General features: G+C 70.7%; 13 protein-coding genes. 7 read left to right on the forward strand and 6 right to left on the reverse strand.

What is annotated here, in order from left to right:
• Positions 1–101: 101 nt before the first annotated feature.
• Both DFR74_RS05890 and DFR74_RS05895 read left to right on the forward strand, forming a co-directional pair.
• Complete coding sequence (locus DFR74_RS05890; protein WP_067512101.1) at positions 102–848, forward strand: sigma 54 modulation/S30EA ribosomal C-terminal domain-containing protein; 747 nt, start codon at positions 102–104, stop codon at positions 846–848.
• The gene (locus tag DFR74_RS05895; RefSeq protein ID WP_067512099.1) at positions 833–1792 is read left to right on the forward strand and encodes an acyl-ACP desaturase; all 960 of its coding nucleotides are present in this window, start codon (positions 833–835) and stop codon (positions 1790–1792) included. Before DFR74_RS05890 ends, DFR74_RS05895 begins: the two co-directional genes overlap by 16 nt.
• A gap of 20 nt (positions 1793–1812) precedes the next feature.
• Here the strand turns inward: DFR74_RS05895 and DFR74_RS05900 are convergent, their stop codons facing one another.
• Positions 1813–2421 carry a QsdR family transcriptional regulator gene (locus tag DFR74_RS05900; protein ID WP_067512097.1) on the reverse strand — a complete coding sequence of 203 codons (609 nt, stop codon included), beginning with the start codon at positions 2419–2421 and terminating at the stop codon, positions 1813–1815.
• A 145-nt stretch (positions 2422–2566) separates the two neighbouring features.
• On the opposite strand from DFR74_RS05900, the gene fabG reads away from it, so the two are divergent.
• The 3 genes from fabG to DFR74_RS05915 all read left to right on the forward strand — a co-directional run bounded on the left by fabG (position 2567) and on the right by DFR74_RS05915 (position 4371).
• Positions 2567–3328: a 3-oxoacyl-ACP reductase FabG gene (fabG, locus tag DFR74_RS05905; protein WP_067512095.1), complete on the forward strand. Its 762-nt coding sequence runs from the start codon at positions 2567–2569 to the stop codon at positions 3326–3328.
• A 13-nt stretch (positions 3329–3341) separates the two neighbouring features.
• On the forward strand, positions 3342–3794 hold the full coding sequence (locus tag DFR74_RS05910) for a MaoC family dehydratase (protein ID WP_067512092.1): 453 nt from the start codon (positions 3342–3344) through the stop codon (positions 3792–3794).
• A 151-nt stretch (positions 3795–3945) separates the two neighbouring features.
• Positions 3946–4371 (forward strand): hypothetical protein, encoded by a 426-nt coding sequence (locus DFR74_RS05915; RefSeq protein ID WP_067512090.1) that lies wholly within the window; start codon positions 3946–3948, stop codon positions 4369–4371.
• Between the two features lie 325 nt (positions 4372–4696).
• On the opposite strand, the gene DFR74_RS05920 is transcribed toward DFR74_RS05915, so the two are convergent.
• Genes DFR74_RS05920 through DFR74_RS05940 form a run of 5 tightly spaced genes read right to left on the reverse strand, consistent with a single transcriptional unit; the run spans position 4697 to position 11996 of the window.
• Positions 4697–7462 (reverse strand): DUF5682 family protein, encoded by a 2766-nt coding sequence (locus DFR74_RS05920; RefSeq protein ID WP_067512088.1) that lies wholly within the window; start codon positions 7460–7462, stop codon positions 4697–4699.
• Positions 7459–8571, reverse strand: a complete 1113-nt coding sequence (locus DFR74_RS05925) for an ATP-binding protein (protein ID WP_067512086.1) — start codon at positions 8569–8571, stop codon at positions 7459–7461. Before DFR74_RS05925 ends, DFR74_RS05920 begins: the two co-directional genes overlap by 4 nt.
• Positions 8572–8584: 13 nt before the next feature.
• On the reverse strand, positions 8585–10126 hold the full coding sequence (locus DFR74_RS05930) for a VWA domain-containing protein (protein ID WP_067512084.1): 1542 nt from the start codon (positions 10124–10126) through the stop codon (positions 8585–8587).
• Positions 10123–11502, reverse strand: a complete 1380-nt coding sequence (locus DFR74_RS05935) for a hypothetical protein (protein ID WP_067512158.1) — start codon at positions 11500–11502, stop codon at positions 10123–10125. Before DFR74_RS05935 ends, DFR74_RS05930 begins: the two co-directional genes overlap by 4 nt.
• Entirely contained in the window at positions 11502–11996 is a 495-nt protein-coding gene (locus tag DFR74_RS05940; protein WP_067512082.1) for a hypothetical protein, read from the reverse strand. Before DFR74_RS05940 ends, DFR74_RS05935 begins: the two co-directional genes overlap by 1 nt.
• A 265-nt stretch (positions 11997–12261) precedes the next feature.
• Here DFR74_RS05940 and DFR74_RS05945 point away from each other — a divergent pair, with 265 nt between their 5' ends.
• Together DFR74_RS05945 and DFR74_RS05950 are read left to right on the forward strand one after the other, a co-directional pair.
• The gene (locus DFR74_RS05945) at positions 12262–13806 is read left to right on the forward strand and encodes a phytoene desaturase family protein (RefSeq protein WP_067512080.1); all 1545 of its coding nucleotides are present in this window, start codon (positions 12262–12264) and stop codon (positions 13804–13806) included.
• A gap of 67 nt (positions 13807–13873) precedes the next feature.
• A complete protein-coding gene (locus DFR74_RS05950; protein WP_067512078.1) occupies positions 13874–14659 on the forward strand; it encodes an SAM-dependent methyltransferase in 786 nt (261 codons plus the stop codon).
• Positions 14660–14716 lie beyond the last annotated feature (57 nt).

Here is a 14716-nt window from a genome sequence, read left to right on the forward strand (position 1 = left end):
CGGTCCCGGCGCGGCGGGACCTTCGGCCCTGTGGCGGTGCGCCGGGCCGGTGGTGGCATGGGACGGCCGATGTCGTGACGGAGGAGAGCGGGGTGTGTGCGGTGGTCGCCGAGATTTCCGAACTGTGGGTGCCCGAGACCGGATTCGCTCCGGAGCATGCCGAGGCTGCCGCGACGGCGGTGTCGGAAGTGCTTCGGGCGCACGGGATCAGCTCGGGATTCCGGCTGCGAACGCGCCGTGTGCCCGGTGGGGCGGTCGCCCAGGCCGGGTTCGAACTCCGTGGGCGGCCGGCGCGCGTCCAGGTCGCCGATGCCCCGGCCGACGTGGTGGATCGCCTGGTGCGGCGGGTGGATCGGCATCTGACCGTGCTCGCGGTCCGGGGCACGCGGCCGTGGCCCGATCCCGACCGCGTACCCATCGGGTATGGCACCGCTCCTCGGCCGGTGGTGCGGCACAAGAGGTTCCGGCTCGCGGTCTGTTCCGTGCTCGAGGCGGTAGCGGTGCTCGACGCCATGGACTACGAGGCGCACCTGTTCACCGACGCGACCACCGGCAGCGACGCCGTCGTCTACCGGGGAGGCCCGTTCGGGGTCCGGCTGGCGCGGCAGTGCTGCGGTGGTTTGCCCTGCCGCACCGGGCGGTTGGCGCTCACCGTCGACGCCCGGCACACTCGTCGATTCGACGAGCGGGAGGCCGCCGCCCACCTCTGCCGCTACGGTTTGCCGTTCCTCTTCCACACCGACCCGCGCACCGGCCGCGGGCAGCTCCTCTACCGGCGCCACGACGGTGATCTGGCCGTCGTGTCCCCGGCCGACACTCCGAAAGGCGAACAGTGGCACGCGATCTGACGCAGCGCGAAATCCTCACCGAACTGGAACCGGTCGCCGAATCGTGCGTGAACCGGCACCTGGCCATGGCCCGCGACTGGCATCCGCACGACTACGTCCCGTGGGACGAGGGACGCAACTTCGCCATGCTCGGCGGAACCGATTGGGAGCCGGAACAATCCGCGCTCAGCGATGTCGCGCGGGCGGCGATGATCACCAACTTGCTCACCGAGGACAACCTGCCCTCCTACCACCGCGAGATCTCCGAGAACTTCTCCCGCGACGGCGCGTGGGGCACCTGGGTGGGTCGCTGGACGGCCGAGGAGATGCGCCACAGCACCGTGATTCGCGACTACCTGGTGGTGACCAGGGGCGTGGACCCGGTCGCGCTCGAACAGGCCCGCATGGCGCATATGACGGCCGGATTCGACTCCGGCATCGGACAGGCCGACGTCGACAGCGGCGCGGGATTCCTGCATTCGGTCGCCTACGTCAGCTTCCAGGAACTCGCGACCCGGGTGACCCACCGCAACACCGGCAAGGTGTGCCGGGACCCGGTGGCCGACCGCTTGTTGCAGCGCATCGCCGCCGACGAGAACCTGCACATGATCTTCTACCGCACCGTGTGCGGGGCGGCGCTGGACCTGGTGCCCGACCAGGCGATCGAGGCGATCGACACCATCGTGGAGAACTTCCGGATGCCGGGCGCGGGCATGCCCGACTTCCGCCGCAACGGCGTGCTGATGGCCAAGCACGGGGTCTACGACCTGCGCCAGCACCTCGAGGAAGTGCTCGAACCGGTGCTGCGGCAGTGGAAGGTGTTCGAGCGCAACGACTTCGGGCCGCGCGGCGAGGTGGTGCGGGAGCGGCTGGCCGCGTTCCTGGACGATCTGGCCCGGGTGCGCATCCCGCGTTTCGAGGAGCAGCGCGACCGCGCGCTCGCCCGGGAACGGGCGCGGGCCTGAGTGCGGTCTCCGGGGAAGGACTAATCGCTCGACGGGAGGCCGAGCAGCACGCGCTGCACCTCGTGCAGCCGGTCGACGTCGTTGCGGATGCCCGCGGCGGTGTCGGTGTAGAGGAAAGCCTCGCCGAGGCGGACCAGGGTGTAGGCCAGCAGGTCGCGCTCGAGCACGGGGTCGTAGCCGTCCTCGTCCTCCACCTTCGCGATGAGTTCGGCGACCGCGGCCACGGCGTGCGGCTGCACCGGTCCGTCGCTCGCGGTGAGGATGCGCAGGCCTGACATGGGTTCGTTCTCGAAGTACCGCCGGAACGGCTCGTTCACCGCCTCCCAGCGCGCCACCCGGTCGAGCACTTCGAGGATGCGCCGCGCGCCGCGGGTGCGGCACTTGGCGTCGGCGCGCGCGATCATCTGCTTGTACTCCTGCACCAGCATCGCGCCCAGCAGGCCGTCGCGGGAGCCGAACCAGCGGTAGATGGACGCGCGGCTGAGACCGAGTTCCGCGGCGATCGCCTGCACGTCCACGCGCTCACCGGCCAGGAACGCGCGGCGGGTGAGGGCGATGACCTCCTCGCGGGTGGCCGAAGCCGGACGTCCTGGGGAACGGGTGGCGGCGGGGCGAGGTGCGGTGGTCACCGGGAGAATCGTACAGCCGTGCGAGTGTGTATCTAACGACCTGGGGTTTTCGCCGCCGTCCGCCCGCGACCCTTTGAGACGTGGCGGCCAAGATGTAACTTATGGGTGTTCGCAGCCGGAGTTTGTCCCGACAGTCAGGAGAACCATGAGCGCCACCACCACTCGCACGGCCATCGTCACCGGATCCGCCCGCGGAATCGGCGCGGAGACCGCCCGCAGGCTCGCCGCCGACGGACTCGCGGTCGCGGTGCTGGACCTGGACGAGTCGGCCGGTAAGCCGGTCGTCGCCGAGATCGAGGCCGCGGGCGGACGGGCGATGGCCGTCGGCGTCGACGTGTCCGACGAGGCGTCGGTCGAGGCCGCGGTCACCCGGGTGGCCGAGGAGCTGGGCGCGCCCACCGTGCTGGTGAACAACGCGGGCATCACCCGCGACAACCTGCTGTTCAAGATGAGCGTCGCCGACTGGGACGCGGTGATGAACGTGCACCTGCGCGGCTCCTTCCTGATGAGCAGGGCGGCTCAGAAGTACATGACCGAGGCGAAGTGGGGACGGATCGTCAACCTGTCCAGCACCTCGGCGCTGGGCAACCGCGGCCAGGCCAACTACTCGGCGGCCAAGGCCGGCCTGCAGGGCTTCACCAAGACGCTGGCCATCGAGCTCGGCAAGTTCGGCGTCACCGTCAACGCGATCGCGCCCGGGTTCATCGAGACCGACATGACCGCCGCCACCGCCGACCGGCTCGGCGTGCCGTTCGAGCAGTTCCGGGCCGCCGCGGCCGCGCAGATCCCGGTGCAGCGCACCGGCAGGCCCGAGGACATCGCCAACACCGTGTCGTTCTTCGTCGGCGAGGGCGCGGGCTTCGTCTCCGGCCAGGTCATCTACGTGGCCGGCGGCCCGACCGACTGAACGGAGCGCGAGCATGCGGATCTTCCAAGGCATCGCCGAGCTCGAGGCGGCCCTCGGCACCCACCTCGGCTACAGCGACTGGCACACCATCACCCAGGAACAGGTGAACCTCTTCGCCGACGCCACCGGTGACCACCAGTGGATTCACGTCGATCCGGAGCGTGCCGCCGCCGGGCCCTTCGGCGCGCCCATCGCGCACGGCTACCTCACCCTCTCGCTGCTGCCGATGCTGGTCGGCGAGGTGTACCGGGTGGACGGGCTGCGCATGGGCATCAACTACGGCACCGACAAGGTGCGCTTCCCGTCCGTCGTGCCGGTGGGCAGCCGCGTGCGGGCCGGGGTCGAACTGGTCGCCCTCGCGCCCAGCTCGGCCGGCACCAGGGTCACGGCCCGGGTGACCATCGAGATCGAAGGTGGCGAGAAGCCCGCCTGCGTCGCCGAGGCGCTGTCGGTCCTGGTGGAGTGAACCTGTCGCGGCGGGCATCGTTCGGGCGCCCGCCGCGCCTGGCTGCGTGGTGCACCGCGGCGGGACTTCGTTCCGAGTCGGCGCGGATCGGCCCGGATTCGGACCGGGCGGGATTACCATCGGGGGATCACCGTCCCGGAAGGGGTGCACGATGGTCGCTGTGGGGCAGAGTCGCCGCAGGCGGTTGGGTGCCGCCGTGTTCGCCGGCGCGTGCGCGGGGGCGCTGACTGTCAGCCTTGCGGGCGCACCGCAGGCCGCCGCCGGCGCGACCAGGGTCGGTGTTCTCCCCGATCTGGCGTACGGGATGGCGACGAACTACGGCACGAGCTGTAGTTACACCATTCAGGCCTTCGTCACCGACGCCGTGCAGCCGGTGTACTTCTACGACAACGGCGTGCCCCTCGCGACTGTTCGCCCGACGGGTGGTGTCGCGCTGTTGAAGTGGGTTCCGCCCACTCCGGGGCACCACACCATCAGCGTCGTCCAGGTGCCCGACACCACCCGAGTCGCCTCCGTCACCGTCCCCGTGGGCAATGGCGTCCACGTTGGGCACGGGTGCTTGGTGTTCGGCGGCTGAGCAAGCCTCAGTGAGCCGACCGTGCGGAACGCCGGTCGGCCCCGCCCCGGTCTGCCACCGATGCGTACCGGTTGTCCGGCGTGGTTGCCGGTGCGGGGCGTCGAGCGCCTCGGGCAACGGCTCACGCGCCGCCGCACCCGGACCGACGGCGCCCGCGCCCGATCGTCGCCGGGGCAGGCCACCGTGTCGCGCTTGCACGCACTTGTTCGCACTCCACGATTCAGCCGTTCGGCCGGATGCCGCCTCCGGCAACAGGGCTCGCACCGCCGGCGGGCGGGCCCGAGCAGGAAGTGGGCGAGCCCGGCCCGGCCGTGTACACCGGTTGTCAGCCGGTGGTAGCGAGTAGGGCTGCCAGGGCTGCCGCCGGTTCAGGGTGGCGGTCGAGCAGCAGACCCGCCGGGTTGGGGGCGGTGGATACCGTTGGTGTCCAGGCGATTTCATGGCCGAAGAGGGTGGCCAGGGCGTCGCACGTGGACGGGTGGGCGGCCAGGAGATCCGGGACCGGCCCGCCCGCCGCCGTGGTCGTAGGCGGGGGAGCGGGGTGGGCGGAGGCCTCCCACGGTGGGGTCCACGCGTCGATGGCGGGGAGGTTCGGCGGGAAGGTGCGCGCGGCCTCGCGGGTGAGGACCGGGATGAGCTCGGCCGCCTGTCCGCGCAGGGTGGTGACCAGTTTCGGCAGCCAGGGCAGCAGGATGCTGTCGGGGAGGCGGCCGAACGCCTTCGAGAGCAGTTCCACCACAAACGGTTTCAGCGACGGCACCGGGTCCATGGCCTGGATGAAACCGCTGAGGTAGTGCGGGAAGGACGGCACGACCAGCGGATTGGACAGCATCGCGTCGCAGCGCTCGCGCAGCTCGGCGAGGGTGAGCATGCCCAGTTGCAGGCGCGTCGCCCACAGCAGCGCCACCTTCGCCGGAGCCTCCGGATGGGATTGCAGCACCGCCAGTTCCAGCTGCGAGTGGTCGCAGCCGAGCGAGAGCGCCAGATTCTCCATCCCGAACAGGAAGCCGAGCATGGCCCCCACCGGGCGCACCCCGGTGTTCTCGTCGGTGAACGCCGTCGGCAGCAACGTGCAGTAGTGCGCGTACCCCTCGGTGACGAACCGGCCCACCCACCCGGGCAATCCGTCCTCGGTGGAGCGGAAGTAGTTGAGCAGCAACCTGATCCGCCGCAACACCTCGGGGGCGTCGTCCACCGAGCGTTCCGCCGCGAGCAGTTCGACGGCCCGCGTGCCCAGCTCGTCGGCCAGCCGCGTCGAACCGAGGAACAGCAGCGCGTCCTCGACCGCCGCCAGCGCGCCCGCGGCCGTGGCGTCGGGCGCGCTCACCGCGCGGCGCAACCGCTGTTCGAGCACCTGCTCGATGGTCACGCCCTCGTAGCCGAGCTCCACCAGCGCGCGCTGGTGTTTGCCCAGCGCGAGGTCCCAGCTCTCCTGCACCGACTTCTCACCCAGGGCCCGCTGCCCCATGATCGGGCGCGCCGCGTCGGCGGGCAGCAGCTTGCGCAGCATCCACAGCAGGTCCGAACACGGCCGCAACTCCGGCTGCGCCCGCAGATCCAGCAGCGTCCGCTGCACGGTGCGTTTGGTCATGTCCAGCCGCAGCGGCGCCAACCGGTCGAGCACGTCGCGGGCCAACGGCGGCAGCGCCTCATACCCGACCTGACCGATGCGGTCGCCGCCGAGCAGGATCTCGCACAGCCGCCGCACGTCCCGTTTGCCGGGGACGTGGTCCTTCTCGATACACGTGACCGCCGCGTCCTGGAAGTCGTACGGCGTGGGCCGCGCGCGGTTGCGCATGCCCGCCAACAGGATCGAGGTCTCGAACACCGCGATGGCGTCGGCGGTGCTGGCCAGGTAACCGTTGCGCCGGGCCAGCCGCACGATGTCGACCGACCACTCCAGCAGCTCCGCTTCGTCGAGCGTGTCCAATACCGGTGGGGTGGACAGGAATCCGGTCAAGCGGTCGGTGACGGCGGCGGATGCGCTCGGCGCGGGCAGCTTCTTCGCGCGCGTCTTGCGGCCGGACTTCTGGCCGGCGAGACGGAACGGGTCCACGCGTCCGCGCTTCAGCTCCTTCGCCCAGGTGGCCGCCGCGATCGAGACCGACCCGCCCGCCAGCCCGAACTGCGCCTCGATCGCGGAATGGCTGGACGGGATCAACCCGTACTGCCACGTGGTGGCCGTGGGCGGCGTGATCTCGAACGGTTCGGCGTCGGCCAGCCCGAACTGTTCGACATGGCTCACGGCGTGGAACGCGCCGCACACGTAGAGGCAGTCGCCCGGATCGGTGCCGGAGCCGGCCAGGTGTTCGCGGATGCGCGTCCACATGTACCGCTCGCGGTTCTCGTCCTCGGCCACCCCACCCCGGCGCAGCCTGCGGAACAGGCTGCCGATCATCACCATGACCTGCCGGTAGGTGTCGTAGTCCGCGCCGGCCAGCGGCTGCTCGACGTACTGGTCCCACCACTCCGACCAGTGCCGCACCCTGCCGTGGTGGAGCAGGTGCTCCTCCAGTTCGGCGAAACGCGGGCGCAGATCGCCGATCTCGAGGCCGACGGCGTCGCCGTGCAGCGCGCCCTCGGGTTCCTTCTCGGTATCCGGTGCGGCCTCGGATTCCCTGGGCGCCCACTGGAAGACGTGATCGGTGGAGCGATCCACCAGCACCAGCTCCACGCCCGGGGTGTCCAATGCGTAGGAGATGGCCTGGTATTCGGCCGACGCCTCGGTGATCGGCGCGACTACGGAGAGCGGCGCCCACCCGGCGGGGAAACCGTCCAATTCACCGGCCCACGCCTGCACCGCCACCGGCAAGCGGCAATTGCGCAGCTCGTCCAGGATCGGGCGCATATCCTCGCACAGCTCCAGGTACACCACCTTGGGCTGCTTCTCCCGCAGCCTGCGCACCATCGCCAGCCCGGAGGACGGCGAATGGTGGCAGACCGGAAAGATCTCCAGTTCCGCCGCCATCGCGCGGTCCACGTCGTCGGCGATGCCGGCCAGGATGTCGGCCACCGCGCCCGGCTGGTCGGCGAAACGGGTTGCGGCGGAGGCGAGTTGATCGCGCAGCGCGCCGAAGGTCGCGGCCGTCACGAGAGCCTCGCGATCGCGTCCTTGCCGCCGTCGAGGAATTCGGTCCACGCACCGCCGCGGTCCTTGCTGCGCGGCTCCACCACGCCGTGCCAGAACTTGTTGAGGATCGCCAGATCCTCCGGCGTGCGTCGGGCCAGCGACCCGACCAGCGATCCGGCCAGGGTGTGGGCGCCCAGGGCGCGCTCACCGAAGAACTGGCTGTGCAGGATGGCGTCCTCGAGCACGCCGATCTGCTCGGCGGTGGACAGCGCCGACTCCAGCTTCTCCTCGTCGGAGGTGGCCGCGGCCGCGGCGGCGCGCAGATCGGCGAAGCTGTCGAGCAGGATGTCCAGCAGCGTGGGCGGCACGTCGAGTTCGATGCTGTGCCTGCGCAACAGTTCCGCCGTGCGGAAGCGCACGATCTCGGCCTCGCTGCGCTTGTTCGTCACGACCGGGATGCGCACGAAGTTGAAGCGCCGCTTGAGCGCCGAGGACAGGTCGTTCACGCCGCGGTCGCGGCTGTTGGCCGTCGCGATGATGGAGAAGCCGGGCTTGGCGAACACGATATTGTCGTCGTCGAGTTCGGGGATCGAGACGTACTTCTCGGACAGGATCGAGATGAGCGCGTCCTGCACGTCGCTCGTGGAGCGGGTCAGCTCCTCGAAGCGCCCGATGACGCCGTTCTCCATCGCGGTCATGATGGGCGAGGGGATCATCGACTCGCGCGACTGCCCCTTGGCGATGACCATCGAGATGTTCCACGAGTACTTGATGTGGTCCTCGGTGGTGCCCGCGGTGCCCTGCACCACCAGCGTGGAGTTGCGGCTGATGGCGGCGGCGAGCAGTTCGGCCAGCCAGCTCTTGCCGGTGCCGGGGTCGCCGATGAGCAGCAGGCCGCGGTCGGAGGCCAGTGTGACGATGCTGCGTTCCACGAAACTGCGGTCGCCGAACCACTTCTGGTCGATCCGGCGGTCCAGCCCGTCGGCGCGCTCGGAGCCGAGGATGAACAGCCGCACCATCTTCGGGCTCAGCCGCCACGCGAACGGTTTGGGGCCGTCGTCGATGGACTCCAGCCAGTCGAGTTCCTCGGCGTACTTGATCTCGGCGGGGGCGCGCAGGGTGTCGGTCATGGGTGTGGTGCTCCTAATCGAGGAAAGTCTTGAGTTCGGTGACGAGTTTCTGGATGCGGCCGGACAGGACCGGCGTGCCCATCGCCTTCAAGCGTTCGCGGAACCAGGGATTCACGCTCTGGTGGCCCGAGCTGTTCACCGAGCCGACGGGAATGAGCTTCACGCCGCTGCGGTGCACGGCCTGCATGCTCTCGAGCAGTTCGTGCGCGTCGTAGAAGTCCGAGATCCACACCAGCACGGTGTTGGCGGGATCGGTGATCTTCGGGCGCGCCATGGTCATCGCCACGGGGCCGTGCGTGCCGCCGCCGAGCTGGGTGCGCAGCAGCACCTCGAACGGGTCGTGCACCCACGGTGTGAGGTCGATGGCGCGGGTGTCGTAGGCGATGAGGTGGACGTCCACTTTGGGCAGGCCGGCGAAGATGGAGGCGAGGATGGTGCAGTTGACCATCGCGTCCACCATCGAGCCGGACTGGTCCACCACCACGATCATCGTCGCGGGCACGACCCGTTTCGCGGTCTGGCGGTAGAAGAGCCGGTCGACGTAGAGCCGTTCGTCCTCGGGGTTCCAGTTGGTGAGGTTCTTCCAGATGGTGCGGTCCACATCGAGATTGCGCAGAATCCGCTTGGGCGGCACCGACCGGTCGAGGGTGCCCGCGCTGGTCTGCTGCACCTGCGTGCGCAGCACCTGGGCCACCTCCTCGACGTAGCGCCGGATGAGCGCCTTCGCGTTGGCCAGCGCGACGCCGGAGAGGTTCGACTTGTCGCGCAGCAACTGCTCCACCAGCGACATGCTGGGGGTGAGCTGCGCGGCCAGCGCCGGATCGGCCAGCACCTCGCGCAGCCGCATCCGCGAGACGAGATCCGCCTCGAGATCGGCCAGCACCCCGGTGATCGACCCGCCACCCTCGGTGCCGAGCATGCGCTTCAACCACCCGGCGTCGCGCTGCCAGCACGCCAGCTGCGTGGCCGTGACGGCGCCCGACCCGGTCGCGAAGACGTTGAGCAGGAGCTTGGACAGCAGCGCGGCGTTGCGGACCTCGTCGGCCCAGATCGCGATATCCACTGTGCCGGAATCGGTTTCGTCCACTTCGGCACCGACCGGCCCGCCGGTGCCGACGCCGCGCCGCGCGCTATCACCCGGCCCTGCGACGGACTCGGCCCCGGTGTCGTCGCCCGGTGCTCGGGTGCCCGGCGCGGCGAGGCCGGTATCCGAAGTGCCTGCCGTCGAATCGGTGTCGTCCGCTACATCATCGACCGGAACCTTCTGGGCTTCGACCGCCTCGAGCGCTCGCAGCGCCTCGCTCACCCCGGGCACGGCGTCCTCGTTCACCCCCGCCCGCGCGCCGACCGCGTCGAATTCGTGCTCGAGGTCGGGGAAGCGCTGGATGACGGTGTCGATGGCGACGCCGGGCTCCAACAGGGCGGCGGGCAGGCCCAGGTCCTCGATGACGGCCAGGCTGCCGGTCTCGAGGGTGGGCTGGGCGTCGGCGTCGAAGATGCCGGCCAACAGGCGCCAGTAGAGGATCTGGCGGCGGGTCTCGTGGTTCTCGCTCATTTCCGCAGCAACCGTCCCGCCCGCTCGCGCAGCACCGCGACGGCGTCGCCCGTCTTCGCCTGCGCCTTCACGACTTTGGGGTCGGTGGGGCCGCAGGCCCAGTCACCGCCGTGCAGGTCGACGTCGGCGCCCTTGACCTTCTTGCGCACCGCCAGCGGCCGCAGCGACCAGCCGCCGGAGTCCCAGCGCAACAGGCCGAGGCAGGTGGTGGACGCCGTGACAGCCGCGCGGGTGAGCGGACCCGCGCTCGGCAGATGGTCCAGATCGAGCGCCACGCGCTGACCGTCGAGTTCGAGCGCGCCCTCGCGCACCCGGTACCCCTCCAGCAGCACCGGCTCGGCCAGGTGCACGGGATCGCGGTCCAGCGCCGGTGTCGCGGCCGCGACGGCGGTGGGCAGCGCGACGCGGGCGGTGGCGAACGGGTCGGCCGCCCCGCCGAATTCGGCGTGCTCGTCGCGCCAGATCAGGTCGCCGCTCGCGGTGAGCGCCATCCCGTCGATCTCCAGCGCGAGATGGTCGGCCAGCGCCTTCAGCAGGCGCGGATGCTCGCCGAGGACCTGCCAGGCGGCCGGTCCGACGATCGTGTCCACTTTCGCGGCCGAGACGCTGACGCGCACGCGCCGGGCGGGCGCGCCCGCCGCTTCGAGCACGGCATGGACCTGCGCCTGCACGGCGGTGCCGTGCTCGTGCAGATCGACCCCCAGCGGCAGCAGGCGGCCGGACACCGCGGTGGCCGAACTCGTCGCGCCGCTTCGCCAAGTCAGCAGCACCGCCCTTGTCCACAGATCGGCCCAGCGCCGCGCGGGCACGCGGTCCAGCGTGGCGACCGGACAGGACGCGCCGAGTTCGGCGGTGAATCCGTCGAGCAGCACCGCGAGCCGGCGCAGACCCGGTTCGGCGAGCAGCGCCTCCACGGTCTGATCGGCCGCCGCGACCAAGTCGTGGTCCACGCCGCGCCACCCGCTGATCGCGACCTCCTGCAACCACGCCCGCGCGCCCACCGCGAGCGGGTGCGGTGCGGACGGAGGAGCGGCGTCGTCCGGCGCGTCGGCGCGTTCGCGGCCGAAGGCGTTGTCGCACTGGGCCAGCAGCGCGTCGTGCACCGCGCCGAGCAGGGCGGCGCGCGCGGCGGCCAGTGCGGCGAGTTCTTCCGGGCCGATCGATCCGGCCGTCACCTTCGCCACGGCCTCGGCGACCGGCGTGCCGAGCGGGGAACCGGCCACCGCGGCGGCCAGCGCCGCGAGCGCGGCCGCGTGGTCGTCGGTCACGCGCGCGAGCCCGTGCACCAGCGCGCCGTCGAATCCCGATACCACCTCGAGCGCCTCCGGCACACCGGAGGGCGAATCCGCCAGCGCGGACATCTGCACAGCGAGCATCAGCGCGCCACCCCCGTGGCCGGGAACCACTGCATCTCGGGCAGCGGCTCCGCGCCGCCGGGCAGTTCCAGATAGGCGAGGTGACGCAGGAAGCGGCTGAACACGACCGCGGCGGGCGCGGGTTCGTGCGTGCAGCGCAGCGCGGAGAGCAGCCCGGACCCCTCGGGCACCTCGACGCGCAGATACCGCGCCACCCGCGCGAGGCCGTACTGCGTGACCGCCTCGTCCAGCAGGGCGCCGATGTGCTTGCACGGATACGCGCCGCGCAGACCGCCGCAGGGGCGGTTGTTATTGGTGCTGCAACTCAGCCCGTGCGTGGTCGCCGATACCGACGACACGTAGACCCGGGCGATATCCGATCCGCTGGACACGACACCTTGCAGCCGCCCGTCGGCCATCTCGACGAAGGGCACCTTGGCCAGTTTGCGCGGGGCCACGACGGGCAGCACCCGCACCACCGCCGCCCGCTCCCACTCACGATCATCCGCGTCCATCGCGGTCCCTCCCGTTCGTTCTCATGACCGATAACTTACGCGACCCCACCGACAAGTTCCGGTGCTCAACGGATGATCTTGTGAACAACGAAATCACCTGTGGAGCAGTCGGATTCGGTTGCGCCGATCCTGTCGGTCGGCGCTGTTACGCTCCCGCCGGGCGGCTCCGCGCCGACCGAAGCAAGCACGCCACGGCATCCGTTCGACCACCCGGTCCGGCGCGGCGATCGAGGGCGGACCCGCACGGACGTGGTATCGAGAACGGATGACGCCGAGGCACTCCTCCTATGACGTAGTGGTGGTCGGCGGCGGCCACAACGGTTTGGTCGCCGCGGCGTACCTGGCTCGCGCGGGCCGGTCCGTCCTGGTCCTGGAACGGCAAGCGCACACCGGGGGCGCCGCCGTCTCCGAGCAACCTTTCGCTGGCGTCGAGGCTCGGCTCTCCCGCTATTCGTATCTGGTGAGCCTGCTGCCGCGGCGCATAGTCGATGATCTCGGCCTGCTCTTCCGTACACGCCGCAGGCGCGTCTCGTCCTACACGCCGGTCGGCGCGGGCGGACTCCTCGTCGATACGGGCTCGGAGTCCGCGACGCGGGAGTCCTTCGTCCGGCTCACCGGATCGGATCGCGAGTACGAGGCATGGCGGCGCTTCTACGGCACCACAGGGCGCCTCGCCGAGCGCGTATTTCCCACCCTCACCGAACCGCTGCCCACCCGCGCCGAACTCCGCCGCCGCGTGGACGACGAGCCCACCTGGGACGCCCTGTTCGAGCGCCCGCTCGGCGAGACGATCGAGACGACGTTCGCCGACGACACCGTGCGCGGCGTCGTCCTCACCGACGCGCTCATCGGCACCCTCACCCATGCCCACGATCGCGCGCTGCGCCAGAACCGGTGCTTTCTCTACCACGTCATCGGCGGCGGCACCGGCGACTGGGACGTCCCGATCGGCGGGATGGGCGCGCTCACACACGCGCTGGCCGAGGCCGCCCGCGCGGCCGGCGCGGAACTGGTCACCGGCCGGGCGGTGACCGCGATCGACAGCGACGGCACCGCCGCCGAGGTGCGCTACGACGGCGGCCGCGTCGGCGCGCGGCACGTGCTGGTGAACGCCGCGCCCTACGTGCTGGACCGGCTGCTCGGCCGCGAGCCCGCCGCCAAACCCGAAGGCGCGCAGCTGAAAGTGAACATGGTGCTGCGACGGCTGCCCCGATTGCGGGATGCCGCCGTCGATCCCGCCGACGCGTTCGCGGGTACATTCCACATCGCGGAGTCCTACACGCAATTGGAGGCCGCGTATCGCGAGGCGGTGGCGGGCCGCATCCCCTCGGCGACTCCGTCGGAGATCTACTGTCACACGCTGACCGACCCTTCCATCCTGTCCGAGGCGGCGGCCGCCGACGGCATGCACACGCTCACCCTGTTCGGATTGCACACCCCGGCAAGGCTTTTCGAAGACGATCCGGCCGCCGCCAAGGCCGCGGCCACCCGGTCGGCGCTGGACCAGCTGGATGCGGTACTGGCCGAACCGGTTTCGGCGTGCCTGGCCGAGGACGCGAACGGCGAACCGTGCCTCGAGGTGAAGACGCCGCTCGATCTGGAGCGTGAGATCGGGATGCCCGGCGGGCACATCTTCCATCGCGATCTGGCCTTCCCGTTCCTGGAGGGGGAGGCGTCCACCCCGGCCGCGCGCTGGGGTGTGGAGACGTCGGTGCGCAACGTGTTCCTCTGCGGCGCAGGGGCGGTGCGCGGCGGCGGCGTGAGCGGCATCCCCGGCCACAACGCGGCGCGGGCCGTGCTGGAAACCTGAGCCAAGAGCCGGGTGCGCGGGCGGGATCGGTTGTAGAGTCACCGCGTCGTCTTTTTCAGGAGCCAGCATGGCAGACAAGCGCCCCAGCCCGATCCGCACGGACATCCCGCATTCGGCGAGAATCTGGAACTACTGGCTGGGCGGCAGCGACTTCTACGAGGTGGACCGGCTGGCGGGGGAGGCGGGCGTCGCGGCGTATCCGCAGATCGAGGCGATGGCCAAACAGTCGCGGCAGTTCCTGATCCGGGCGGTGCGCTATCTGGCGGCCGAGGCCGGGATCCGCCAGTTCCTCGACATCGGCACCGGACTGCCCACCATGCAGAACACCCACGAGGTGGCCCAGGCCGCCGCGCCGGACGCCAGGATCGTCTACGTGGACAACGATCCGCTGGTGCTCGCGCACGCCAGGGCGCTGCTGGTGAACACCACCGACGAGGGTGTCACCACCTACCTGGAAGCCGACTTCCACGAGCCGGAGCGGATTCTCGCCGACGCCCGCAACGTGCTGAACTTCCGGCAGCCGATCGCGGTCATGTTCATCGGCGTGCTCGGCCACGCGCAGACCTACGCCGAGGTGCGCCGGGTCGTGGACACCATGATGGACGGCGTACCGCCGGGCAGCTACCTCGCGCTCTACGACGGGTCCACCGACGACGCCGCCTACGTCCGCATGTGCCGCAACTACACGAGAACCGGTGGCGTGCCGTACAACCCGCGCACCTCCGACGAGATCCGCGGTGTCTTCGACGGTCTCGAACTCGTCGAGCCCGGCGTGGTCCCGATCAACCATTGGCTCGGCGACCCCGGCGAAACCCCCACCTCGGCGTGGGGCGGCGTCGGCCGCAAACCCTGACCGCGGCGATCTTCACGAAATCTCCACGAGGTGGCCCCGGAATCCGCACAGCGGGTT

Origin of the sequence: Nocardia puris (assembly GCF_003315035.1) — a bacterium.
Lineage (GTDB): Bacteria > Actinomycetota > Actinomycetes > Mycobacteriales > Mycobacteriaceae > Nocardia > Nocardia puris.

Coding starts and splice junctions, on each gene's coding strand:
- DFR74_RS05945 (WP_067512080.1), top strand. CDS start 12,262: ATGACGCCGAGGCACTCCTCCTATGACGTAGTGGTGGTCGGCGGCGGC.
- DFR74_RS05910 (WP_067512092.1), top strand. CDS start 3,342: ATGCGGATCTTCCAAGGCATCGCCGAGCTCGAGGCGGCCCTCGGCACC.
- fabG (WP_067512095.1), top strand. CDS start 2,567: ATGAGCGCCACCACCACTCGCACGGCCATCGTCACCGGATCCGCCCGC.
- DFR74_RS05915 (WP_067512090.1), top strand. CDS start 3,946: ATGGTCGCTGTGGGGCAGAGTCGCCGCAGGCGGTTGGGTGCCGCCGTG.
- DFR74_RS05935 (WP_067512158.1), bottom strand. CDS start 11,502: ATGCTCGCTGTGCAGATGTCCGCGCTGGCGGATTCGCCCTCCGGTGTG.
- DFR74_RS05940 (WP_067512082.1), bottom strand. CDS start 11,996: ATGGACGCGGATGATCGTGAGTGGGAGCGGGCGGCGGTGGTGCGGGTG.
- DFR74_RS05930 (WP_067512084.1), bottom strand. CDS start 10,126: ATGAGCGAGAACCACGAGACCCGCCGCCAGATCCTCTACTGGCGCCTG.
- DFR74_RS05950 (WP_067512078.1), top strand. CDS start 13,874: ATGGCAGACAAGCGCCCCAGCCCGATCCGCACGGACATCCCGCATTCG.
- DFR74_RS05925 (WP_067512086.1), bottom strand. CDS start 8,571: ATGACCGACACCCTGCGCGCCCCCGCCGAGATCAAGTACGCCGAGGAA.